24 protein-coding genes are annotated in these 21,994 nt (G+C 69.7%); 3 read left to right on the top strand and 21 right to left on the bottom strand.

Annotated elements, in window-relative coordinates; all coding sequences use genetic code 11:
• Positions 1-200: 200 nt before the first annotated feature.
• The 11 genes from rpoZ to pyrR form a co-directional block, all read right to left on the bottom strand.
• The gene (rpoZ, locus tag JIG36_RS50415; protein WP_015623990.1) at positions 201-464 is read right to left on the bottom strand and encodes a DNA-directed RNA polymerase subunit omega; all 264 of its coding nucleotides are present in this window, start codon (positions 462-464) and stop codon (positions 201-203) included.
• 14 nt (positions 465-478) lie between these two features.
• Positions 479-1,078 carry a guanylate kinase gene (gene gmk, locus JIG36_RS50410; RefSeq protein WP_203384082.1) on the bottom strand — a complete coding sequence of 200 codons (600 nt, stop codon included), beginning with the start codon at positions 1,076-1,078 and terminating at the stop codon, positions 479-481.
• A 32-nt stretch (positions 1,079-1,110) separates the two neighbouring features.
• Entirely contained in the window at positions 1,111-1,428 is a 318-nt protein-coding gene (mihF, locus tag JIG36_RS50405; RefSeq protein WP_020517554.1) for an integration host factor, actinobacterial type, read from the bottom strand.
• 185 nt (positions 1,429-1,613) lie between these two features.
• On the bottom strand, positions 1,614-2,444 hold the full coding sequence (pyrF, locus tag JIG36_RS50400; RefSeq protein WP_203384081.1) for an orotidine-5'-phosphate decarboxylase: 831 nt from the start codon (positions 2,442-2,444) through the stop codon (positions 1,614-1,616).
• Between the two features lie 38 nt (positions 2,445-2,482).
• Positions 2,483-3,745 carry an adenosylmethionine--8-amino-7-oxononanoate transaminase gene (locus JIG36_RS50395; protein ID WP_203384080.1) on the bottom strand — a complete coding sequence of 421 codons (1,263 nt, stop codon included), beginning with the start codon at positions 3,743-3,745 and terminating at the stop codon, positions 2,483-2,485.
• Positions 3,742-4,743 carry a quinone-dependent dihydroorotate dehydrogenase gene (locus JIG36_RS50390; RefSeq protein ID WP_203384079.1) on the bottom strand — a complete coding sequence of 334 codons (1,002 nt, stop codon included), beginning with the start codon at positions 4,741-4,743 and terminating at the stop codon, positions 3,742-3,744. Before JIG36_RS50390 ends, JIG36_RS50395 begins: the two co-directional genes overlap by 4 nt.
• Positions 4,740-8,048: a carbamoyl-phosphate synthase large subunit gene (gene carB, locus JIG36_RS50385; RefSeq protein WP_203384078.1), complete on the bottom strand. Its 3,309-nt coding sequence runs from the start codon at positions 8,046-8,048 to the stop codon at positions 4,740-4,742. The genes JIG36_RS50390 and carB overlap by 4 nt, the downstream gene beginning before the upstream one ends.
• Before the next feature lie 4 nt (positions 8,049-8,052).
• Positions 8,053-9,159: a glutamine-hydrolyzing carbamoyl-phosphate synthase small subunit gene (carA, locus tag JIG36_RS50380; protein ID WP_203384077.1), complete on the bottom strand. Its 1,107-nt coding sequence runs from the start codon at positions 9,157-9,159 to the stop codon at positions 8,053-8,055.
• On the bottom strand, positions 9,156-10,418 hold the full coding sequence (locus JIG36_RS50375; protein ID WP_203384076.1) for a dihydroorotase: 1,263 nt from the start codon (positions 10,416-10,418) through the stop codon (positions 9,156-9,158). Before JIG36_RS50375 ends, carA begins: the two co-directional genes overlap by 4 nt.
• Complete coding sequence (locus JIG36_RS50370; RefSeq protein WP_203384075.1) at positions 10,415-11,338, bottom strand: aspartate carbamoyltransferase catalytic subunit; 924 nt, start codon at positions 11,336-11,338, stop codon at positions 10,415-10,417. The genes JIG36_RS50375 and JIG36_RS50370 overlap by 4 nt, the downstream gene beginning before the upstream one ends.
• Complete coding sequence (gene pyrR / locus JIG36_RS50365; protein ID WP_203384074.1) at positions 11,335-11,895, bottom strand: bifunctional pyr operon transcriptional regulator/uracil phosphoribosyltransferase PyrR; 561 nt, start codon at positions 11,893-11,895, stop codon at positions 11,335-11,337. The genes JIG36_RS50370 and pyrR overlap by 4 nt, the downstream gene beginning before the upstream one ends.
• A gap of 290 nt (positions 11,896-12,185) precedes the next feature.
• Between pyrR and bldD the strand changes: the two genes are divergently transcribed.
• Positions 12,186-12,674, top strand: a complete 489-nt coding sequence (bldD, locus tag JIG36_RS50360) for a transcriptional regulator BldD (protein WP_020517563.1) — start codon at positions 12,186-12,188, stop codon at positions 12,672-12,674.
• A 335-nt stretch (positions 12,675-13,009) separates the two neighbouring features.
• Here the strand turns inward: bldD and JIG36_RS50355 are convergent, their stop codons facing one another.
• Positions 13,010-13,501: an NUDIX hydrolase gene (locus tag JIG36_RS50355; protein ID WP_203384073.1), complete on the bottom strand. Its 492-nt coding sequence runs from the start codon at positions 13,499-13,501 to the stop codon at positions 13,010-13,012.
• A 230-nt stretch (positions 13,502-13,731) separates the two neighbouring features.
• On the opposite strand from JIG36_RS50355, the gene JIG36_RS50350 reads away from it, so the two are divergent.
• Complete coding sequence (locus JIG36_RS50350; RefSeq protein WP_203384072.1) at positions 13,732-14,226, top strand: GNAT family N-acetyltransferase; 495 nt, start codon at positions 13,732-13,734, stop codon at positions 14,224-14,226.
• 161 nt (positions 14,227-14,387) lie between these two features.
• Here JIG36_RS50350 and nusB read toward each other — a convergent pair whose 3' ends face one another.
• Genes nusB through aroB form a run of 4 tightly spaced genes read right to left on the bottom strand, consistent with a single transcriptional unit; the run spans position 14,388 to position 16,929 of the window.
• Entirely contained in the window at positions 14,388-14,798 is a 411-nt protein-coding gene (nusB, locus tag JIG36_RS50345) for a transcription antitermination factor NusB (RefSeq protein ID WP_203384086.1), read from the bottom strand.
• 25 nt (positions 14,799-14,823) lie between these two features.
• Complete coding sequence (efp, locus tag JIG36_RS50340) at positions 14,824-15,381, bottom strand: elongation factor P (protein ID WP_203384071.1); 558 nt, start codon at positions 15,379-15,381, stop codon at positions 14,824-14,826.
• Between the two features lie 55 nt (positions 15,382-15,436).
• Entirely contained in the window at positions 15,437-15,871 is a 435-nt protein-coding gene (gene aroQ, locus JIG36_RS50335) for a type II 3-dehydroquinate dehydratase (protein ID WP_203384070.1), read from the bottom strand.
• Positions 15,868-16,929 carry a 3-dehydroquinate synthase gene (gene aroB, locus JIG36_RS50330; RefSeq protein WP_438870821.1) on the bottom strand — a complete coding sequence of 354 codons (1,062 nt, stop codon included), beginning with the start codon at positions 16,927-16,929 and terminating at the stop codon, positions 15,868-15,870. The genes aroQ and aroB overlap by 4 nt, the downstream gene beginning before the upstream one ends.
• Positions 16,930-16,997: 68 nt before the next feature.
• Here aroB and JIG36_RS50325 point away from each other — a divergent pair, with 68 nt between their 5' ends.
• Positions 16,998-17,732 carry a Clp protease N-terminal domain-containing protein gene (locus JIG36_RS50325; protein ID WP_203384068.1) on the top strand — a complete coding sequence of 245 codons (735 nt, stop codon included), beginning with the start codon at positions 16,998-17,000 and terminating at the stop codon, positions 17,730-17,732.
• 14 nt (positions 17,733-17,746) lie between these two features.
• Here JIG36_RS50325 and JIG36_RS50320 read toward each other — a convergent pair whose 3' ends face one another.
• Genes JIG36_RS50320 through ruvX form a run of 5 tightly spaced genes read right to left on the bottom strand, consistent with a single transcriptional unit; the run spans position 17,747 to position 21,991 of the window.
• Positions 17,747-18,250, bottom strand: coding sequence for a shikimate kinase (locus JIG36_RS50320; protein WP_203384067.1), 504 nt, complete (start codon positions 18,248-18,250; stop codon positions 17,747-17,749).
• Positions 18,250-19,428 carry a chorismate synthase gene (aroC, locus tag JIG36_RS50315; RefSeq protein WP_203384066.1) on the bottom strand — a complete coding sequence of 393 codons (1,179 nt, stop codon included), beginning with the start codon at positions 19,426-19,428 and terminating at the stop codon, positions 18,250-18,252. Before aroC ends, JIG36_RS50320 begins: the two co-directional genes overlap by 1 nt.
• 50 nt (positions 19,429-19,478) lie before the next feature.
• Positions 19,479-20,324, bottom strand: coding sequence for a shikimate dehydrogenase (locus tag JIG36_RS50310; protein ID WP_307873249.1), 846 nt, complete (start codon positions 20,322-20,324; stop codon positions 19,479-19,481).
• Positions 20,325-20,333: 9 nt separating this feature from the next.
• On the bottom strand, positions 20,334-21,536 hold the full coding sequence (gene mltG / locus JIG36_RS50305) for an endolytic transglycosylase MltG (protein WP_203384065.1): 1,203 nt from the start codon (positions 21,534-21,536) through the stop codon (positions 20,334-20,336).
• Positions 21,533-21,991, bottom strand: a complete 459-nt coding sequence (ruvX, locus tag JIG36_RS50300) for a Holliday junction resolvase RuvX (protein ID WP_203384064.1) — start codon at positions 21,989-21,991, stop codon at positions 21,533-21,535. Before ruvX ends, mltG begins: the two co-directional genes overlap by 4 nt.
• Positions 21,992-21,994 lie beyond the last annotated feature (3 nt).

Here is a 21,994-nt window from a genome sequence, read left to right as displayed (position 1 = left end):
CGACAAAGTCCTGGCCGTCACTTGATCCCATGCAAGGTTGGGGGCCGGGGTGACCCCTCATGGCAATAGATGGGTTACCGCCGTGAGGGGTCACCCCGGCCCCCAACCGTCCAAGCGCAAGCAAGCCGCCGACCCCACAAACGCAAAGATCCCGCGCCCGTTAGACGGGAACGCGGGATCAATGGGAGAACCCCGGAGAATCAGGGATTGTCGGTAGCCTCAGCCGTAAGGAGGCCAGCGTTGATCTCGCGCATGGCGATCGACAGCGGCTTCTCCTGCGGCGTCGTCTCGACCAGCGGCCCGACGTACTCGAGGAGGCCCTCGCCGAGCTGGCTGTAGTAGGCGTTGACCTGGCGGGCGCGCTTAGCCGCGAAGATCACCAGCGAGTACTTCGACGAGGTCTTGTCGAGCAGCTCGTCGATCGGCGGGTTGGTGATTCCTTCGGGGTTCGCGATGGTTCCCACAGTCTCTCAAATCCTTAGTGTTCTGGGGCTTGCGCGGGCGTCAGAAATGACGAACCGAGCAATCCTACCAGTTCATCGGCCGCCCGCTCGACGAAGTCGTTGACGACGGTGCGGTCGAACTCCTTCTCGGCCGCCAACTCCTCGTCTGCGTGGGCCAGCCGGCGGCGGATGGTTTCCTCGTCGTCGGTGCCTCGTCCGATGAGCCGGCGCTTCAGTTCTTCGACGCTGGGTGGGGCCAGGAAGACGAGCTGGGCGTCGGGCATCGAGGCCCGCACCTGCCGCGCGCCCTGCAGGTCGATCTTCAGCAGGACCGGCTGGCCCTGGCTGATCCAGCCCTCGACCTGGGCGCGGGGCGTGCCGTAGAGGTTCCCGGCGAACTCGGCCCATTCGAGCAGCTGACCGCCGTCGATCAGTCGCTGGAAGTCCTGCCGGCTCACGAAGTAGTAGTGCTCGCCCTCGGTCTCGTAGTCGCGCATCTTCCGGGTCGTCACGGAAACGGACAGCTTGATCCAAGGCGAGCGCGCCCGGATCAGCTCGATCACGCTGTCCTTGCCGACCCCGGAGGGGCCGGACAGGACGGTGAGGCGGGCTGCCGGGCGCGCGTCGTCATCCATGCTCACAGGCTCATTCAACACGAGCCCATGAGTCAGTTCGCAGCGAACTCCCCCAGGAGGGCCTTGCGCTGCTGGTCGCCGAGACCGCGCAGCCGGCGGCTGTCAGCGATCTTGAGCTTCTCCATGATCTGGGTCGCGCGGATCTTGCCGATGCCCGGCAGCGCCTGAAGCACGGCCGAGACCTTCAGCTTGCCGACGACCTCGTCCTCCTCCGCGCGGTCAAGCACAGCGGCGAGGGTGGTCTTGCCGGACTTGAGCTGTTCCTTCAGCTCAGCCCGAGCCTTGCGTACTTCCGCGGCCTTCTCCAGCGCGGCAGCGCGCTGCTCGGGGCTCAGTGACGGGAGCGGCACCAGTTCTCCTCAGGTCCCTATCGCGGCGGCGGTAAAAAGCCGCCGCTTCTGTGAAACGTGGTGTGCCAGGGAACCAAAGGGGCATGTGGTTCCCGGCGCCGGGAAAACTAGCGGTCAACGGCGCTTTCGGCAACGTGGGGGTACCCCCGATCCGCCTGTCCTACTGCCTGATAAGCAGGCGCGTTTCACCCGAGAGCGGTCTCACAGTCGGCCGCGGCGCGCTCTGCGGCGGCCCGCAACTCGACCACTGAAGGTCCCGCGGCGAGAACTTCCCGTGAGTACGACGGCAGCACGTTGCGCAGGCTTTCGCCGAAGACGGACCGCAGGTCGGAGGGGGTCGCGCCCTGCGCGCCGAGCCCCGGAGCGAGCAGCGGACCGTTCACTCGGGACAGATCGTGGCCGGTATCGCCGATCGTCGCTCCGATTACGAGCCCGACGCTCCCGAGAGGCTCCGCACCCACATTGAGCTGGGAAATCTCGTCGATCACAGTCTGTGCCACGGTCCTTTTGTCCGATGCGACAGCATGCTGGACGGAGGGTCCCTCCGGATTGGACGTCAGGCCCAGAACGAAGACGCCTCCGCCGTTGGCGGCCGCGACGTCGAATGCCGGCTGCAACGAGCCGACTCCGAGGTAGGGACTCACAGTAATCGCGTCAGCACACAGAGAACTGGCCGGATCGAGGTAGGCGCTCGCGTACGCGGCCATCGTCGAGCCGATGTCGCCGCGCTTCACGTCGAGAAGGACGAGCGCACCGGCCTCGCGGGACTGTCGGATAGTTGACTCAAGAATTCCGATGCCACGTGACCCAAATCTCTCAAAAAACGCGGACTGTGGCTTCAGCACCGCCACCCGATCGGCCAGGGCCTCGACCACCGTACGGGCGAAGCGTTCCAGGCCGGCGATGTCGTCGGAGAGGCCCCACCTGGTCAGCAGGGCGGCGTGCGGATCGATCCCGACACAGAGCCGGCCCCGCTTGTCCATGGCCTCCGCGAGGCGCTTGCCGAAGGTCTCCATGCGGCTCCCTCTTTCGTGAAAGTCGGTCAAGTGGTCAGTCAGGTTGCCGCCACCGCGGCGGCGATCCCCGAGGTGATCAGGGCGACGTCTTCGGGCCCGGTCACAAAGGGGGGCATCGCGTAGATCAGGTCGCGGAACGGGCGCAGCCATACGCCCGCCTCGACGGCCGCTGCCGTCGCCGCGCCCATGTCGACGGGATGGTCGAGCTGGACGACCCCGATCGCGCCCAGGACGCGCACGTCGGCGACGCCCGGGGTGCCCCGCAGCGGCTCCAGCCCCGCTCGAAGTCCGCTTTCGATCACCCGTACGCGGGAAGCCCAATCGCCCGACCGCAGGAGGCCCAGCGAAGCGTTGGCCACCGCGCAGGCCAGCGGGTTGCCCATGAAGGTCGGGCCGTGCGCGAGCCCGCCGCCCTCTCCCGCCGAGATCGCCTCGGCGACCTCGGACGTGCACAGGGTGGCGGCCAGCGTCAGATAGCCGCCCGTGAGCGCCTTGCCGACGCACATGATGTCGGGCGCCACCCCGGCCAGGTCGGCCGCGAAGAACGATCCGGTGCGCCCGAACCCCGTCGCGATCTCATCGAAGATCAGGAAGATGCCGTGCGCGGCCGTCACATCGCGCAGGACGCGCAAGTACGAGGGATCGTGGAACCGCATACCCCCGGCGCCCTGCACGACCGGCTCGACGATCACAGCGGCGATCTCGTCGGCGTGCCTCTCCACCGTCTCGACAAGCGTCGCCGCGTAATCCGCATCGAACGAAGCCGGGGGCGGCGGCGCGAAGATCTGCGCCGGCAGCACCCCGGTCCACAGCGAGTGCATGCCGCCGACCGGGTCGCAGACGCTCATCGGGTGGAACGTGTCGCCGTGGTAGCCGCCGCGCCACGTCGCGAGCCGGCGCCGGCCGGGCCGCCCGAGGGCGAGCTGGGCCTGCAACGCCATCTTGATCGCCACCTCGACCCCGACCGAGCCGGAGTCGCAGAGGAAGACGTGCTCGAGTCCGTCGGGGGCGAGCTCGACCAGGGTGGTGGCGAGGCGGATCGCGGGTTCATGGGTGAGCCCGCCGAACATCACGTGGCTCATCCGCTGCGACTGCTCGATCAAGGCGGCGTCGAGCACCGGGTGGCGGTAGCCGTGGATGGCCGCCCACCACGACGACATGCCGTCGACGACCTCGCGGCCGTCCTGCAGCCGGAGCCGTACGCCCTGCGCGCTCTCGACCAGGTAAGGCTCGCTGCGCCCGGGCATCGGCCCGTACGGGTGCCAGACGTGCGCCCGGTCGAGAGCGAGCAGGTCGCTCACCGGGAACGCGCCACCCCTCGTACGAGGGAAGGCCCGTGATAGATGAAACCGCTGTAGAGCTGGACCAGCGTGGCGCCCGCGTCGAACAGCCGGGTGGCGTCGTCGGTGCACATGATCCCGCCGACCCCGATGATCGGCAGCTTGCCGTCGGTCTCGGTGTGCACGAAGTGGACGACTTTGCGGGCCTTCTCGGTGAGCGGCGCCCCGGAGAGCCCGCCCGCCTCGGTCGCACGCGGCTGATCGGCGGCGGCCAGACCCTCGCGGGCCAGCGTGGTGTTGGTCGCGATCACGCCGGCCGCGCCGTGGCTGAGGCAGACCTCGAGCAGTTCGGCGATGGCCGGCTCGGTGAGATCGGGGGCGATTTTCACCAGTACGGGGGTCTCGCCGCGCAACGCGCCCAGCAGATCCGCGACCGCGTCCTTGTCCTGCAGCGTCCGCAGCCCGGGCGTGTTGGGCGACGAGACGTTGACCGCGATGTAGTCCGCGTACGGGTGCAGCAGGCGGTACGAGGTCAGGTAGTCCTCGACGGCCTCACCCAGCGGGGTGACCTTGGACTTGCCGAGCGACACACCCAGCGGGACCCCGATGGGGCCCAGCGCTCGCAACCGCTCGGCCAGCGCGGCCGCCCCGGCGTTGTTGAAGCCCATCCGGTTGATGATCGCCTCGCTGTCGCGCAGGCGGAACAGGCGCGGCTTGTCGTTGCCGGGCTGCGCGTGCGCGGTGACCGTGCCGACCTCGACGAAACCGAACCCGAGGGCGGGCCACGCCGGCAGGGCGACGCCGTTCTTGTCCATCCCGGCGGCCAGGCCGACCGGGTTGGGGAACCGCACACCGAACGCCTCGACCGGGCGGTCGGTCGCGTAGCGGGCCCGCATCAGCGAGCGGACCGGGGCGGGCAGCCCGGCCAGGCGCCCGAGCGTGAACTCGTGCGCCTTCTCGGCGTCGCCGCCGCCCACCCGGAACAGGACCGGGCGGACGGCGGACTCGAACAAGGTCACTTCGTGCCCCGCAGGACGGCGTGCAGCTCCTGCAGCGGACGCACGGTCATGTCGCCGCGCATCAGCGCCTCGATGCCCATCACCGCGGCCGCCGCGCCCGGCACCGTGGTGATGCTCGGGATGTCGGCGGTGACGGCCGCGCTGCGGATCTCGTAGCCGTCGTTGCGGGCGTGCGCGCCGGACGGCGTGTTGATGATCATCGCGATCTCACCGGCCAGGATGAGCTCGACCGCGTTCTTGCCGGGGCTCTCGTAGTGCTTGGGCACGATCTCGCAGACCACGCCGTAGCGGCGCAGCACCTCGCCGGTGCCGGCGGTGGTGACGATCGTGAAGCCGAGGTCGGCCAGCCGCTTGATCGGGAAGACCATGGCCCGCTTGTCGCGGTTGGCGACCGAGACGAAGATCTTGCCCTTGGTCGGGAGCGACCCGTAGGCGGCGGCCTGCGACTTGGCGAACGCCTGCCCGAAGCCGGCGTCGATGCCCATCACCTCGCCGGTCGACTTCATCTCGGGGCCGAGCAGGCTGTCCACGCCCTGACCGGCCGGGGTGCGGAACCGCTTGAACGGCAGCACCGCCTCCTTGATCGCGATCGGGGCGGTGTCGGGCACCGTGCCGCCGTCGCCCTCGGGCAGCAGCAGGCCCTCGGCCCGCAGCTCGGCGATGGTCGCGCCGAGCATGATGCGGGCGGCCGCCTTCGCGAGGGGGACCGCGGTCGCCTTGGAGACGAACGGGACGGTCCGCGACGCGCGCGGGTTGGCCTCGAGGACGTACAGCGTGTCGTCCTTCAGGGCGTACTGCACGTTGAGCAGGCCGCGCACCCCGACCCCGCGGGCGATCGCCTCGGTGTAGCGGCGCACCTCGGCCAGGTGCGAGCCGGCCAGGGTGATCGGCGGCAGCGAGCAGGACGAGTCGCCGGAGTGGATGCCGGCCTCCTCGATGTGCTCCATCACGCCGCCCAGGTAGACCTCGCCGGTCTCGTCGCAGAGCGCGTCCACGTCGATCTCGATCGCGTCGTCGAGGAACCGGTCGACCAGCACCGGGTGATCCGGTGAGATCTCGGTGGCCCGCTCGATGTAGCCCTTCAGCGTCGCCTCGTCGTAGACGATCTCCATGCCGCGGCCGCCCAGCACGTACGACGGGCGGACCAGAACCGGGTAGCCGATCGTGTCGGCGATCGCCTTGGCCTCGTCGAAGCTGGTCGCGGTGCCGTGGTCGGGCGAGCGCAGGCCGGCCCGGCCCAGCACCGCGCCGAACAGGCCGCGGTCCTCGGCCAGGTCGATCGACTCGGGCGAGGTGCCGACGATCGGGACGCCCGCCGCCTTGAGCCGGTTGGCCAGGCCGAGCGGGGTCTGACCGCCGAGCTGCACGATCACCCCGACGACGCCCGGGCCGCCGGCCGCCTTGCCGCTGCTGTCCTCGGAGTGGAAGACCTCGTACACGTCCTCGAACGTCAGCGGCTCGAAGTAGAGCCGGTCGGCCGTGTCGTAGTCGGTCGAGACCGTCTCGGGGTTGCAGTTGACCATGACGGTCTCGAAGTTGACCCCGCGCAGCGCCATCACGGCGTGCACGCAGGAGTAGTCGAACTCGATGCCCTGGCCGATGCGGTTCGGACCCGAGCCGAGGATGAGCACCTTGGGCCGGTCCGACGGCGCGACCTCGGTCTCCTCGTCGTAGGTCGAATAGTGGTACGGGGTGTCCGCCTCGAACTCGGCGGCGCAGGTGTCCACGGTCTTGTAGACCGGGCGGATGCCGAGCCGGTGCCGCAGGGTCCGCACGCCGTCCTCGCCCGCCAGCTCGGGGCGCAGGGCGGCGAGCTGCTTGTCGGAGACGCCCGAGCGCTTGGCCCGGCGCAGCAGCTCCCCGTCGAGCACGGGGGCGTCGATGATCTCCGCGCGGAGATCGACCAGCGCCTTGATCTCGTCGAGGAACCAGGGGTCGATGCGGCCGCTGGCCTCGTGCACCTGCTCGACCGTGGCGCCCAGCCGCAGCGCGCGCTCGACGGTGTAGAGGCGGCCGTCGTGCGGGACCCGCAGAGCGGCCAGCGCGTCTTCCACCGAGTCCGATTTATCCGATGCGGTCCAGAAGCCCGCCGCCGACGTCTCCAGCGAGCGCATCGCCTTGTTCAGCGCCTCGGCGAAGTTGCGGCCCAGCGACATGGCCTCGCCGACCGACTTCATCGTGGTGGTCAGCTCGGGGTCGGCGCCGGGGAACTTCTCGAACGCGAACCGCGGGATCTTCACGACCACGTAGTCGAGGGCGGGCTCGAACGCGGCCGGCGTCTTCAGCGTGATGTCGTTCGGGATCTCGTCGAGGGTGTAGCCGATGGCCAGCTTGGCCGCGATCTTCGCGATCGGGAACCCGGTCGCCTTCGAGGCCAGGGCCGACGAGCGCGACACGCGCGGGTTCATCTCGATCACGACGAGCCGGCCGTTGTCCGGGTTGATCGCGAACTGGATGTTGCAGCCGCCGGTGTCGACGCCGACCTCGCGCAGCACGGCGATGCCGAGGTCGCGCAGGCTCTGGTATTCGCGGTCGGTCAGGGTCATGGCCGGGGCCACGGTCACCGAGTCGCCGGTGTGCACGCCCATCGGGTCGACGTTCTCGATCGAGCAGACGACCACGACGTTGTCGTGCTTGTCGCGCATCAGCTCGAGCTCGTACTCCTTCCAGCCGAGCACGCTCTCCTCGATGAGCACCTCGTGCACCGGGGAGGCGGCCAGGCCGGCGCCCGCGATGCGGTTCAGGTCCTCGTCGGTGTGGGCCATGCCCGAGCCGAGGCCGCCCATGGTGAACGAGGGCCGGATGACCACCGGCAGGCCGAGCTCGGCGACCGTCGCGTTCACCTCGTCCATCGAGTGGCAGACGCGCGAGCGCGGGGTCTCGCCGCCGGCCTTGGCGACGATCTCCTTGAACAGCTGGCGGTCCTCGCCGCGGCGGATCGCGTCGACGTCGGCGCCGATCAGCTCGACGCCGTACTTCTCCAGCACGCCGCTCTCGTGCAGCGCGATCGCGGTGTTGAGCGCGGTCTGGCCGCCCAGCGTGGGCAGGATCGCGTCGGGGCGTTCCTTGGCGATGATCAGTTCGACGAACTCGGGGGTGATCGGCTCGACGTACGTGGCGTCGGCGAACTCCGGGTCGGTCATGATCGTGGCCGGGTTGGAGTTGACCAGCGAGACGCGGATGCCCTCGGCCCGCAGCACCCGGCAGGCCTGGGTGCCCGAATAGTCGAACTCGCAGGCCTGGCCGATGACGATCGGGCCGGAGCCGATCACCATCACGTGCTTGAGATCTTCACGCTTCGGCATGGTGTCAGCCCTTCTTTTCCACGAGCTCGACGAACCGGTCGAAGAGGTAGTCAGCGTCGTGCGGGCCCGCCGCCGCCTCGGGGTGGTACTGGACGGTGAACGCGGGGACCTCGAGCCCCCGCAGGCCCTCGACCACGTTGTCGTTGAGGCAGACGTGCGAGACCTCGACGCCGCCGAACTCGGTGTCGATCACGGTGTTGAGCGGCGCGTCGACCGCGAAGCCGTGGTTGTGGCTGGTCACCTCGACCTTGCCGGTGGTCTTGTCGAGCACCGGCTGGTTGATGCCGCGGTGGCCGTAGCCCAGCTTGTAGGTGCCGAAGCCGAGCGCGCGGCCCAGGATCTGGCTGCCGAAGCAGATGCCGAACAGCGGCTTCTGCCGGCGCATGACCTCTTGGGCGAGCGCGACCGGGCCGTCGGCCGTGGCCGGGTCGCCGGGGCCGGGCGAGAAGAAGACCGCGTCGGGCGAGACCGCGAGCAGCTCTTCGATCGAGGAGGACGCCGGGAAGACGTGCGTGGTCACGCCGCGCGCGGCGAGCCGCTGGGAGACGTTGCGCTTGATGCCGAGGTCGAGCGCGGCGACCGTGTAGCGGTGCTCGCCGACGGCCTCGACCGTATAGCGGGACGAGGTGGTCACCTCGGCCGACAGGTCGGCGCCGACCATCTGCGGCGACGCCTTGACCCGCTCCAGCAGCGACTGCGGGTCGAGGTCGACCGATGAGATGCCGACCCGCATCGCGCCGCGGGACCGCAAGTGCCGCGTCAGCGCCCGGGTGTCGATCCCGCTGATCCCGACGACACCCTCGGCCGCCAGCCGCTCCCCCAGGTCACCGGTCGAGCGCCAGTTCGAGGGCCGGCGAGCCGGATCCCGTACGACGTAGCCCGCGACCCACATGCGAGAGGACTCGTCGTCCTCGTCGTTGACGCCGGTGTTGCCGATCTGCGGCGCGGTCTGCACGACGACCTGCCGGTGGTACGACGGGTCGGTCAGCGTCTCCTGATAACCCGTCATGCCGGTGGTGAACACGGCCTCGCCGAAGGTCTCGCCGGTCGCGCCATAAGCGTCTCCGGTAAAGATCCGTCCATCTTCGAGGACCAACTGAGCTTTCGTCACTTAACAGCCTTCCCGTCCAGGACCGTCGGCTCTCCCCGGAGGAAGGTCGCGACGATGCGACCCGGCAGGGTGGTGCCCGCGTACGGTGTGTTGCGACTGCGGCTCGCCAGCTCGGCCGGGTCGACGACCCGCCGGGCGGACGGGTCCACCAGCGTGAGGTTGGCCGGGCTCCCGACGCTGAGGTCGGTGCCGTGGCCGGTCAGACCCGCGATCCGCGCGGGCGTCCGGGACATGCGCTCGGCGATCAGATCCCAGCGCTCCCCCAACACCGAGAGCACGACCGGCAGAGCGGTTTCGAGCCCGACCATGCCGGGGCGCGCGTACGCCCATTCGCACTCCTTGTCCTCCACGGCGTGCGGGGCGTGGTCGGTGGCGACGATGTCGATCACGCCCTCGACCAGCGCGTCGCGCAGGGCCTGGACATCGGACGCCGTACGCAACGGGGGGTTGACCTTGTAGACCGGGTCGTAGGAGGCGGCGAGCTCGTCGGTCAGCAGCAGGTGGTGGGGCGTGACCTCGGCCGTCACCCGCACCCCGCGGGCCTTGGCCTGGCGCAGCACCTCGACCGAACCGGCCGTGGAGACGTGGCAGACGTGCAGGCGGCTGCCCACGTGCTCGGCCAGCAGCACGTCACGCGCGATGATCGCCTCTTCGGCGACGGCCGGCCAGCCGGTGAGCCCGAGGCGGGTGCTGACCTCGCCCTCGTGCATCTGCGCGCCCTCGGTGAGCCGGGGCTCCTCGGCGTGCTGGGCGATGATGCCGTCGAACGCCTTCACATATTCCAGGGCGCGCCGCATCAGGCGGGGGTCGGCGACGCAGTGGCCGTCGTCCGAGAAGATCCGCACGCCGGCCGCGGAGCTCGCCATCGCGCCCAGCTCGGCCAGCTGCTTGCCGGCCAGGCCGACGGTGACGGCGCCGATCGGCTGCACGTCGACCAGGCCGGCCTCGCGGCCGAGGCGCCAGACCTGCTCGACCACGCCCGCGGTGTCGGCGACCGGGGAGGTGTTGGCCATCGCGAAGACCGCCGTGTAGCCGCCGAGGGCCGCGGAACGAGAACCCGTCTCGACCGTCTCGGCGTCTTCGCGGCCCGGTTCGCGCAGGTGGGTGTGCAGGTCGACCAGGCCGGGGAGCGCGACAAGGCCGGCGGCGTCGATGATCTCCGGATCGGATGATCTGTCCGAGATGCGCCCGTCGACGATATGCACGTCAGTCGGCGCAGCGCCGAGAAGCGACACCCCGCGCAGCAGATAAGAGGTCATGCCTTGCCCCCAAGCAGCAGATAGAGAACAGCCATCCGGGCGCTGACCCCATTGGCGACCTGTTCGACGATCGTGGAGCGCGACGAGTCCGCCACCTCGGGCGTGATCTCCATGCCGCGGTTCATCGGGCCGGGGTGCATCACGATCGCGTGCTCCGGCAGCTTGCGCATGCGCGCGAGGTCGAGACCGTAGCGGCGGCTGTACTCCCGCGCGGACGGGAAGTACGAGTCCTGCATGCGCTCGGTCTGCACCCGCAACATCATGACGACGTCCATATCGGGCAGGACGCTATCCAGGTCGTACGACACTTTGGTCTTCGGTGAGAGCGCGGCGGCGATGTCCACCGGGATGAGCGTCGGCGGCCCGACCAGAGTGATCTCGGCGCCCAGCGTCGTGAGCAGCAGAACGTTGGAGCGGGCGACCCGGCTGTGAAGCACATCACCCACGATGGCCACGCGCAGACCGTCGAGGCGGCCCAGACGCGAGCGCATCGTGTAGGCGTCGAGCAGCGCCTGCGTCGGGTGCTCGTGGGTGCCGTCACCGGCGTTGACCACCGACCCGTCGACCCAGGCGGCCAGCCGGTGCGGCGCGCCCGAGGCGGGGTGCCGGATGACGACCGCGTCGGCGCCCATCGCCTGCAGGGTGAGCGCGGTGTCCTTGAGGCTCTCGCCCTTGGACACGCTGGAACCCTTGGCCGAGAAGTTGATGACGTCGGCCGAGAGCCGCTTGGCCGCCGCCTCGAACGAGATGCGGGTGCGGGTCGAGTCCTCGTAGAAGAGGTTGACCACCGTACGGCCGCGCAGCGTCGGCAGCTTCTTGACCTCGCGGCCGGCCAGCGCGGCCATCTCGCCCGCGGTGTCCAGGATCAGGGTCGCGGTGGCCGCGTCGAGGTCGGCGGCCGAGCGCAGATGCTTGATCACTTGTCACCCCCGGTCAGTTTGACCTCGTCGAGGCCGTCGATCTCGGTCAGCGAGACCCGGACGCTCTCGGACAGCGAGGTCGGAATGTTCTTGCCCACGTAGTCGGCGCGGATCGGCAGTTCCCGGTGGCCGCGGTCGACCAGCACCGCGAGCTGCACCGAACTGGGACGGCCCTCGTCCTTCAGGGCGTCGAGCGCGGCCCGGACCGTACGGCCGGAGAACAGCACGTCGTCGACGAGGACAACCCGCCGTCCGTCGATGCCGCCGCCCGGCAGTTCGGTCTTGCCGAGCGCGCGGGTGGCGTGCAGGCGCAGGTCGTCGCGGTAGAGGGTGATGTCGAGCGAACCGACCGGGACGTCGATGCCCTCGAAGGCGTGAATGCGGGCGGCCAGCCGGCGGGCCAGCGGCACTCCGCGGGTCGGAATTCCAAGAAGCACGGTGCCGGTGGCGCCCGAGGTCTTCTCGAGAATCTGATGAGCGATGCGGTCGACGACCCGGTGCAGGTCGGACTCGCTCAAGATGATCTTGCTGGACGCGTCGGCGCGTGGCGATGCCACGGCGGACCTCCTTCCCCGCCTCACGGGACGGGTCGTTAAAGGACGTCTTCGGAACAACCCCGGGAGGGGCCGCCCCTATGGCTGACGCTACGTTACCAGTGGACGTGGCGATGACCATGGTGACGTGGCTGACCTCAGAACACGACGGGCGAAACAGACAACTCGCCCCGGGTAGGCGCGACTCATCGGTAACCGACACTTGACCAGGGGTCGCAAACTCCGTACCGTCACGCTGCGTAGCGATCGCGGAGGGGAACCCCCTCCGGGCCAGCACAGTGGGAGTGTTCCGAATGCCGTCTGAGTACGCCAAGTCGCTGGGCGCGCGCCTGCGCTCCATCCGACAGCAGCAGGGTCTGTCCCTGCAGGGTGTGGAAGAGAAGTCGAACGGCCGGTGGAAGGCCGTCGTGGTGGGCTCGTACGAGCGCGGCGACCGTGCCGTCACCGTGTCGCGCCTCGCCGAGCTGGCCGACTTCTACCGGGTGCCCGTCTCGGAGCTGCTGCCCGACGGCAGCGGTGTCCGCCTCGAGGCGACCAACAAGATCGTGCTGGACCTCGAGAAGCTGTACGACACCACCGGCGAAGACCTCGCCTACGTGGCCCGTTATGCCCGCGCCATCCAGCAGCAGCGCGGCGACTACAACGGCCGCGTCCTCTCCATCCGCGCCGACGACCTGCGGGCGCTGGCCATCGTCTACGACATCTCTCCGTCGGGCCTGATCGAGCGCCTGACCGAGCAGGGCGTTCTCGTGGCCGACCCCCGGGCCTTCTTCGCCAGCTGAAGTTCCGCTCCACAACGCCGGCCCCCAACCGGCCACATCCCCTTTCCCCGACCACGCCGAATCCACCATCGGCGCGTGTCCCTATTCCGAAAAGCCCGCGTCTTTCGCGGGCTTTTTCGTTTCCCTCGTACGGGACAGCCCCGCCCCCGACCGCAAGGGCGCGCTCGGCCGTGACGGCGGCCCGGGTGCGACACCGGGCCGTAGCGCCCGCGCGGGATGTTCCCGGTGGCTGGGCGCGGACCCGTGACGGCCGACATCACTGATCGTGTCGGCGTCGTCGACAAAGATCGTTCCGACCGCCGGAATTTGCACATTCCGTGAGCGCGCGAAGCTTTTCAGGTCGGGTTGTGCCACGGCAGTTCGACCGGCATGGCGGGAATCTGTCCGCCGACGATCCGGGTGAGCAGTTCGGCCAGGCCGAACGGGAAGACGGTCTCGCCGGTGGTTTCGAGGTCGGCGACGCTCCACCACCGGAATCCGGCGTAGTTCCGGCGTTCGAGGTCGGTCTGCCCGGCGACGTCCACCTCGTGTGCGTCGACCCGGTGCAGGAAGAAGTCGTCCCGGAACAGCCCGTTGGCGAACCCGAGGTCGGCCCGCCCCGTGGCGAACGCCACCAGGCGCAGCTCCCGCGGGTTGACCTGGAGGCCGACTTCTTCGCAGAGTTCGCGGGCCGCGGCGGCCGGCAGCCGTTCCCACCACTTGACGCCGCCGCCCGGCGTGAACCAGGCGAAGGCCTGCTCCGAGAGCAGCGCCGAGCGGAGGAGCAGAACCCGGTCCTGGGAGTCGATCAGAAGCACCCGGGCGGATCGACGTGCGTATCGAGGCATTACCTCATCCTGCCGATCAACGGGCGTTGTCCACAGTCCTCGGTTGTCCACAGCGGGCCGCTTCGGTGCCGGTGGAGATCCGTCCCGCTCGATAAAATGGTGGTGGCGGGGGCCCCCGGTGGAGGGCGGGCCCCTGAGGTGATCAACGGCATGTGCAGAACGTGACCGTTCCTGAGGGATCGGGCAGCGGCGGCGGTTATATCGGTGGACGGGGCTGACAGGCTGGGCCCATGTCGATTGAGGTTCGGGCGCTTGCCGAGAGTGACATCCCGGTCGTTGTCGAGTTCTCGTTGCGGGCGTGGACGCCGGTGTTCGCCTCGTTCGACGAGGTTCTGGGGCGGCGGATCTTCGAACGGGTCTACCCCGACTGGCAGAAGATCCAGGCCGAGGCCGTGGCCGACACGTGCCGGGAACTGACCGCGACCACATGGGTGGCCGTCGAAAACGGTCAGCCGCTCGGGTTCGTCGCCGTGGCCCATCACCGTGACGGGGCCAGCGAACCGAACACGGCCGAGATCGAGATGATCGCCGTCGACCCGTCGGCTCAGCGCCGTGGGATCGCGAAGACGCTGATCGAGTTCGCCCTGGAGCACATGCGCGCGGAGGGGTTCGCGCTGGCCGCCGTCTCGACCGGGGGCGACCCGGGGCACGGGCCGGCCCGCGCTGCCTATGAGCAGGCCGGGTTCACCGCGTTTCCGCTGGTGCGTTACTACCGGGCCTTGTGAGGGTGACCACCGGGAACATCCCGCGCGGGCGCTACGGCCCGGTGTTGCACCCGGGTCGCCGTCACGGCGGTGCGCGCCGTTGCGGTTGGGGGCGGGGCTGCCCCGTACGAAGGCATGAAAAAGCTCCGACCACCGTAAGCAGCGGTCGGAGCTTTTCGACGTCAGCGGGTGGCGAACTCCGCGATGCGGCCGAGGATGCCGTTGAGGAAGCGCGGGCTGTCGTCGGTCGACATCTGCTTCGCCAGCTCGACGGCCTCGGTGATCGCGACCGGGTCGTCGATCTCGGGGACGTAGAGCAGCTCGTAGACGGCGATGCGGGCCAGGTTGCGGTCGATCACCGGCATGCGGTCGATCGTCCAGCCCTCGGCGTAGCTGGCGATCAGCTCGTCGATGCGGTCGAGGTGCTCGGCCACACCCTCGACCAGGCCGATCGCGTAGGCGAGGTGGTCGGGGTGCGGCTTGGCGATCCGCTCGAGGTAGGTCGCCAGCACCTGCCGAGGGGGCAGGTCGCGCAGGTCGGCCTCGTAGAGAACGTCGAGGGCCCGCTTGCGCGCCTTGCGGCGCGCGGGCATCTGCGTCTTGGGACCTTCCGACATCTCAGGAACGACCGAGGTAACGGCCGTCGCGGGTGTCGACCTTGATCTTCTCGCCGGTGGAGATGAACAGCGGCACGTTGACCGTGGCGCCGGTCTCGACCGTGGCCGGCTTGGTGCCGCCGGTCGAGCGGTCGCCCTGCAGGCCGGGCTCGGTGTAGGTGACCTCGAGGAAGACGCTGGTCGGCAGCTCGATGTAGAGCGGGACACCCTCGTGGGTGGCGACCGTGGCCTCGGCCTCGGGGAGCAGGTAGTTCGCGTTCTCGCCGACGGTGCCGGCGGGGACGGTGATCTGGTCGAAGGTGTCCAGATCCATGAAGACGAAGTCTTCGCCGTCGAGGTAGAGGTATTGCATCGTGCGCTTGTCGACCGTGGCCGTGTCGACCTTGGTGCCGGCGTTGAACGTCTTGTCGACGACCTTGCCGGAGAGCACGTTCTTGAGCGTGGTGCGCACGAACGCCCCACCCTTACCGGGCTTCACGTGCTGGAACTCCACGACGGACCAGAGGTCGCCGTCGAGGTTGAGCACCAAGCCGTTCTTGAGGTCGTTCGTGGAAGCCATACCCTGCCCTGAGTTATGAAGGAACTGTTCGGTGACCGTCCGAGTTTACCGGCGGTCAGCCGTTACCGGCTAATTGGGCCAGGTGCGACAACGCCAACCGGTAACCATCGACACCCAGACCAGCGACGACTCCGGTGGCGACGGCCGAGATGACCGAATGATGCCGGAATTCCTCGCGTGTGTGGATGTTCGAGATGTGTACCTCGATGAGCTTTCCGCGCAGCATGGACGCGGCGTCCCGGATCGCGATGTTGTAGTGGCTCCAGGCGCCGGGGTTGAGCACCACGTCGGCGCTCTCGTCGGCGGCCGCGTGCAGCCACTTGATCATCTCGAACTCGGCGTCGGTCTGGCGCACCTCGACCTCGAGGCCCAACTGCTTGCCGGTCTCGAGGCAGAGCCGTTCGAGGTCGGCGTGGGTGGTCGAGCCATAGATCTCTGGCTCGCGGGTGCCCAGGCGGCCCAGGTTGGGTCCGTTCAGCACATAGATCATCGGGTCACCTCGGCGTACGCCCGCTCCAGCAATGATTCTTCGGGTCCGGCCAGGATGCCGGGCTTGGCCAGGCCGTCGAGCACCACAAAACGCAGGGTCGCGGCGCGGGTCTTCTTGTCGACGCGCATCGCGCCGAGCAGCTCGGGCCAGGCTTCTTCCGCGTACGAGGTGGGCAGCCCGACCAGCTCCAGAACCGCTCGGTGCCGGGCGTGCGTCTCGGCGTCGAGCCGGCCGGACAGGTGCGACAGGGCCGAGGCGAAGATCAGGCCCACCGAGACGGCGTGGCCGTGCTTCCAGGTGTACTTCTCGCGCTTCTCGATCGCGTGGCCCAGGGTGTGACCGTAGTTGAGGATCTCGCGCAGCCCCGACTCCTTGAGGTCGACGCCGACCACCTCGGCCTTGACCCGGATGGCCCGTTCGACCAGCTCGCGCAGCACCGGGCTCTCGGGGTCGACGGCGGCCGCCGGTTCGCGTTCGACGAGGTCGAGGATGACCGGATCGGCGATGAACCCGCACTTGATCACCTCGGCCAGGCCGGCCAGCAGGTCGTCGGCGGGCAGGGTGCGCAGCGAGTCGAGGTCGCAGAGCACGCCGGCCGGCGGGTGGAAGGCGCCGACCAGGTTCTTGCCGGCGGCGATGTTGACGCCGGTCTTGCCGCCGACCGCCGCGTCGACCATGCCGAGCAGCGAGGTCGAGCAGGGCACCCAGCGCACGCCGCGCAGCCAGCTCGCGGCCACATAACCGGACAGGTCGGTGACCGCGCCGCCGCCGACACCGATGACCACGTCCGTACGGGTGAAGTTGTGCTCGCCCAGGCTGTCCCAGCACATGGCGGCGACCTCGACGGTCTTGCCGCGCTCGGCGTCGGGCACCTCGATCAGCAGGGCGGGGACGCCGGCCGCCTCAGCCACCTGTTCGGCCCGTGCCCTCAGCGGGGCCGCGAACAGCACCGCGACCTGGGCGGCGCCCTCGACCAACGAGGGCAGATCACCGGCGAGATCACGGCCGACGAGCACGTCGTAGGGGCGGTCGCCGCCCACCTGAATCCGAGTCACCACGGGCGTCACCCTATCGGCGGCGGAATGGGGTTATATCTTTCTACCCCCACAGGGGTTACAAAGACTGCATGCCGAAAATCAACGTGTACCTGCCCGACGATCTGGCCGACTCCGTGCGTGAGAGCGGCATCCCCGTCTCGGCCATCTGCCAGCGCGCCCTGGAGCAGGCCGTGCAGCGGGTGACCGCGATCCGGTCGGCCATCCTCGACGACCTGGACGAGGGCGGCGAGCTCATCGAGCGGCTGCCCAGCTTCACCGCCCGCCTGGTCACCGTGCTCAAGCTGGCCGCGGCCCGGGCCCGGGTGGCCGGCGCCCCGACCGTGACGACCGGCGACCTGCTGCACGGCATGCTCGCCGAGGGCGACAACCTGGCGTTGCAGATTTTGACCGCGATGGACGTCGCGCCGACCTCGCTCACCGCCCCGACCGGCCGCGAGCCCGGCGGCAGCGCCGACGAGGGCCTGCGGTTCAGCCGTCCCGCGGCCATCGCCCTGGAGCAGGCGGTCGGCGAGGCGATCGGTTTCGGTCACAACTACGTGGGTTGCGAGCACCTGCTGGTGGCCCTGGCCGGCGAGCAGGACGGCGTCGCAGGCAAGGTGCTGCGCGAGCGCGGCGTCGACGCCAAGGCCACCCGACGCGCGGTCTCGGTCGCCATCGCCGGCTACGCCCACCTGCGCGCGAACCTCCGCCGTCAGGGTCACCAACCGGGCACCGCCGACATGGCCGGCATCCTCACCGCCGTCCGGGCCGAGCTGGCTCCCCTGGTCACCCGGCTCGAACAGCTGGAGGCGCGGATCAGCTGACCCGGCCGTGCTGGTCAACCCCGCAGGATGCCGGCGACCTCCGTCGCGATCTCGTCGGGCTCGCGACCGTCGGTTTTGATCGTGTGGGTGGCGACCTCGGCGTAGAGCGGCTTGCGCTGGTCGAGCAGGTATTTCAGGGTGGCCCTCGGGTTGATCGCCAGCAGGGGGCGGCCCGCGCCGAGGCCGACGCGCTTGACCGCGTCGCTCAGCTCGACCGACAGGTAGACCACGGTCTGCTTGCGCAGCAGCTCACGGGTGCCGTCGTCGAGGATCGCGCCGCCGCCCAGGGCCAGCACGCCGTCGAAGGACTCCAGGGCCTCGGCGATCGTGCGGCGTTCCAGGGCGCGGAACGCCTCTTCGCCGTCGTCGATGAAGATCTCGGGGATGGGCTTGCCCGCATCGACCTCGATGATCGCGTCGGCGTCGGCGAACGGCACGCCCAGCAGCTGGGCGACCGCGGCGCCGATGGTCGACTTGCCGGCGCCGGGGGCGCCCACGAACACGGCCCGCGGCGCCATCAGCGGATGACCAGGGTGTCGAGGTAGCTCGCGAGGTTGCGGCGGATCTCGCCGACCGAGTCGCCGCCGAACTTCTCGACCGCGGCCTCGGCCAGGGTCAGCGCGACCATCGCCTCGGCCACCACGGCTCCGGCCGGCACGGCACAGACGTCGGAACGCTGGTTGATCGCGGTGGCGGGCTCGCCGGTGGTGATGTCGACCGTCTGCAGCGCCCGGTTGAGCGACGAGATCGGCTTGAGCGCGGCCCGCACCCGCAGCGGCTCGCCGTTGGTGATGCCACCCTCGAGGCCGCCGGCGCGGTCGGTGATCCGCTTGACGCCGTCGGCGGTGGGGATGATCTCGTCGTGGGCGACCGAGCCGCGCGAGCGGGCCTGGGTGAAGCCGTCGCCGATCTCGACACCCTTGACCGACTGGATCGACATGAGTGCGGCGGCCAGACGGGCGTCGAGCTTGCGGTCCCACTGCACGTGCGAACCCAGGCCCGGCGGTACGGCGTAGGCCAGCACCTCGACGATGCCGCCCAGCGTGTCGGCGTCGCTCTTGGCCGCGTCGACCTCGGCCACCATGCGCGCGCTGGCCTCGGGGTCGAGGCAGCGCAGCGGGTCGGCGTCGATGCGGTCGAAGTCTTCGGGGGTCGGGATCAGGCCGCTCTTGGCCGCGACCGAACCCAGCTCGATCACGTGCGAGACGATCTCGATGCCGAGCGCCTGCTTGATCAGGGCCTTGGCGACCACGCCGACGGCGACCCGCGCGGCCGTCTCGCGGGCGCTGGCGCGTTCGAGGATCGGGCGGGCGTCGGTGTGCGCGTACTTCTGCATGCCGGCCAGGTCGGCGTGACCGGGGCGCGGGCGGGTCAGCGGCGCGTTGCGGGCCTGCGCGGCGAGCTCGTCGGGGTCGACCGGGTCGGCCGCCATGACGGTCTCCCACTTGGGCCACTCGGAGTTGGCCACCCGGATCGCGACGGGGCTGCCCAGCGTGAGCCCGTGCCGGATGCCGCCGATCACCTCGACGACGTCCTGCTCGAACTTCATGCGGGCGCCGCGGCCGTAACCCAGCCGGCGGCGCGCGAGATCACGGCCGATCTCGGCGGTCGTCACCTCCACCCCGGAGGGAACGCCCTCGAGCAGGGCGACGAGAGCCGGGCCGTGCGATTCACCTGCGGTAAGCCAGCGCAACACGGGTCACAGTCTGGCATGCCGCCGACACGCGTCGCTGCCCCGCCCCGCCCTCATCCCGCCTGACGAGCAGCGGCGGCGGCGAACAGGGCGGCGCGCATGGCCTCCTCGGGGGCCGGGGTGACGCCGGTGAACTGTTCGAACTGGCTGAGGGCCTGGGCCAGCAGAAGGTCAAGACCGGACAGCACGGGTACGCCGTGAGCCTGCGCGTCGGCCGCCAGAGGTGTCGGCCACGGGTCGTAGATCGCGTCGAACAGCACCGTGCCGTCGCGCCACGCCACCTGTCCGGCCAGGTGGTCGGCGGCGCCCTTGGGCACGGTGGAGACCACCGCGTCGGCCCCGAACGCGGCTCCCGCAAGATCCCAGGACACCCCGAGAAGGGCGATGCCGAGGGTTTCCGCCACGGGCACCAGTTCCTCGCGGGCCGAGGGGCGACGGGTCACCACGGTGACAGCCGACGCGCCGAGCTGAGCCGCCGCGGCCAGGGCGGCGCGAGCGGTTCCGCCGCCGCCGAGCACCGTCACCGACGGGGACGGCTTGAGGCCGGCGTCGCGCAGCACACGCACCATGCCGGCCACGTCCGTGTTGTCGGCCTGCCAGGTGCCGTCGTCACGGCGTACGAGGGTGTTGGCCGCACCGACCGCCACCGCGACCGGGGTCGCCACCGCGGCCAGGCGCAGGCCCTCCTCCTTGAGCGGCATGGTCAGTGACAGCCCGGCCCACTCGGGGCCGAGGCCGCTCACCAGCGAGGCCAGGCCGGCCTCGGCGCACTCGAAGGACGAATAGGCCCAGTCCGGCAGCCCCGCCGCCGCGTAACCGGCGTTGTGGATCACCGGCGACAGCGAGTGGGCGATCGGCTGACCGCACACGGCGGCGCGGTGGGACGGGGTCGCGGTCACGCCGACAGGCTACTTCCGGTTCTTGCAGTTCAGGTCGATGCCGTTCGCGCACGCCTTGGTGATGTTCTTCTCGTGCTCGGCGTCGGTGACGGCGAAGGCCGAGTTGCCCGCCTTGTCGACGGCCACGAAGAACAGCCAGGGTCCGCTCGCCGGCTTCATCGCGCCCTCGAGCGCCGCCTTGCCCGGGTTGTCGATCGGGCCCGGCGGCAGGCCGGACTGGCTCACCGAGTTGTACGGGTTCTTCGGGTCGTTGAGCTCCTGCGGCGAGAGCTGGCCGGAGTGCTTGGCCGCGCTGCCCTTGAGCTGGAGCCAGTAGTTCGCCGTCACGTCGAACTGCAGCGGCATGGCCGGTTCCTGCTTGTACGTGCGGTTGTAGGCGACCCGGGCGATCTTCGGCAGGTCTTTGGCGACGCCGGACTCGGCCTCGGCCAGCGACGCCACGATCAGCGCCTCGAACGGGGAGACCGACAGGTTCTTCTGCACGGTGTCGACGAAGCCGAGCTCGGTGACGGTGTCGACGAACCGTCCGACCATCACCTCGAGGATCGCCTGCGCGTCCATCTTGGGGTCGAACTCGTACGTGTCGGGGAACAGGAAGCCCTCGACCGTCTTCTTGGCTGCCTTGCCGTCACGGCGGTTGAAGAAGTAGTCGGGGACGCCCAGCCCGACCGGGTCCTTCGCGGCCTGCACGAAGTCGTCTTCCGGGATCTTGGTGGCCTTGGAGAGCAGCTCGAACGTCTGCATCATCGTCAGGCCCTCGCGGAACGTGACGCCCTTGGTGACGCGGGCCTTGGGGTCGAGAAGCAGGGTCACGGCGCTCTCGGCCGACATCTGCTTCTTCATGTTGTAGGTGCCAGACTGGATGTTCTTGCCCTTGGGGTTCGCGTCCGCGGCGTTGACGAAGGCCTTGGTGCTCTTGACGACGTCGACGTCGACCAGGCTGTTGCCGATCTCGGTGAGCGTCGAGTTCTGCTCGATCGTCACCTGAACGGCCTCGCCGCCCGTGCCGTCGTAGTCGGCGGCGGTGAAGAAGCCCTTGACCTTGTTGTAGCCGAAATAGACACCACCACCGAGGGCAGCAAGCAGGACAAAAGCCATCACGAAGGCGATGCCGGACTTACCCGTGCTCTTCTTGCCGCCGCGACCCCGGCGATGCCGGGGTTTCGTCTTGTCGGCGTGCTCATCGAACGCCAGGTCCAGCTCGTCGATCATCTCTGCCTCCGCTGCGCGTCCAGCCAGCTCTGCAGGATCTCCACCGCGGCCGCCTGGTCGACGACCGCGCGTTGGCGCTTCCCACGGACGCCACGTTCGGCCAGCCTACGGGTTGCGACCACCGTCGACATCCTCTCGTCCGCCAGAACGACCGGAACCGCGCCGGCCGTGGCCGCCAGTCGCCCGGCGTACGCACGAATGTCGATGGCGGCGGGTCCCTCGGCTCCGTTGAGGCGAACCGGGAGCCCCACCACGATCTGCACCACCTCGTGTTCCCCCACGAGGCGAACGAGCTCAGCTATATCGCCAGGCACGGCATCATCGGCCGCACCCATGTCACGGGGCACCGTGACCAGGGGGGTGGCCAGGATCCCGTCAGGGTCGCTGATCGCGACCCCGACGCGCACCTTACCGACATCGACGCCCAGTCGCCTACCCCGCGACAGCGCGCTCATCTG

This window comes from Paractinoplanes ovalisporus (assembly GCF_016834655.1).
In the GTDB taxonomy this organism is placed as follows: Bacteria; Actinomycetota; Actinomycetes; order Mycobacteriales; family Micromonosporaceae; genus Actinoplanes; species Actinoplanes ovalisporus.
Note: the sequence above shows the minus strand (reverse complement) of the source record. Positions and strands in the feature narration are given on the sequence as shown.

Excerpts from the sequence above, each read along its gene's own strand:
- JIG36_RS50355 (WP_203384073.1), bottom strand. The coding sequence starts at position 13,501 with ATGCCTCGATACGCACGTCGATCCGCCCGGGTGCTTCTGATCGACTCC.
- JIG36_RS50375 (WP_203384076.1), bottom strand. The coding sequence starts at position 10,418 with ATGACCTCTTATCTGCTGCGCGGGGTGTCGCTTCTCGGCGCTGCGCCG.
- JIG36_RS50350 (WP_203384072.1), top strand. The coding sequence starts at position 13,732 with ATGTCGATTGAGGTTCGGGCGCTTGCCGAGAGTGACATCCCGGTCGTT.
- mltG (WP_203384065.1), bottom strand. The coding sequence starts at position 21,536 with ATGATCGACGAGCTGGACCTGGCGTTCGATGAGCACGCCGACAAGACG.
- pyrF (WP_203384081.1), bottom strand. The coding sequence starts at position 2,444 with ATGGAGACCTTCGGCAAGCGCCTCGCGGAGGCCATGGACAAGCGGGGC.
- JIG36_RS50325 (WP_203384068.1), top strand. The coding sequence starts at position 16,998 with ATGCCGAAAATCAACGTGTACCTGCCCGACGATCTGGCCGACTCCGTG.
- carB (WP_203384078.1), bottom strand. The coding sequence starts at position 8,048 with ATGCCGAAGCGTGAAGATCTCAAGCACGTGATGGTGATCGGCTCCGGC.
- efp (WP_203384071.1), bottom strand. The coding sequence starts at position 15,381 with ATGGCTTCCACGAACGACCTCAAGAACGGCTTGGTGCTCAACCTCGAC.
- JIG36_RS50320 (WP_203384067.1), bottom strand. The coding sequence starts at position 18,250 with ATGGCGCCGCGGGCCGTGTTCGTGGGCGCCCCCGGCGCCGGCAAGTCG.
- ruvX (WP_203384064.1), bottom strand. The coding sequence starts at position 21,991 with ATGAGCGCGCTGTCGCGGGGTAGGCGACTGGGCGTCGATGTCGGTAAG.
- gmk (WP_203384082.1), bottom strand. The coding sequence starts at position 1,078 with ATGGATGACGACGCGCGCCCGGCAGCCCGCCTCACCGTCCTGTCCGGC.
- bldD (WP_020517563.1), top strand. The coding sequence starts at position 12,186 with ATGCCGTCTGAGTACGCCAAGTCGCTGGGCGCGCGCCTGCGCTCCATC.
- aroQ (WP_203384070.1), bottom strand. The coding sequence starts at position 15,871 with ATGATCTATGTGCTGAACGGACCCAACCTGGGCCGCCTGGGCACCCGC.
- nusB (WP_203384086.1), bottom strand. The coding sequence starts at position 14,798 with ATGCCCGCGCGCCGCAAGGCGCGCAAGCGGGCCCTCGACGTTCTCTAC.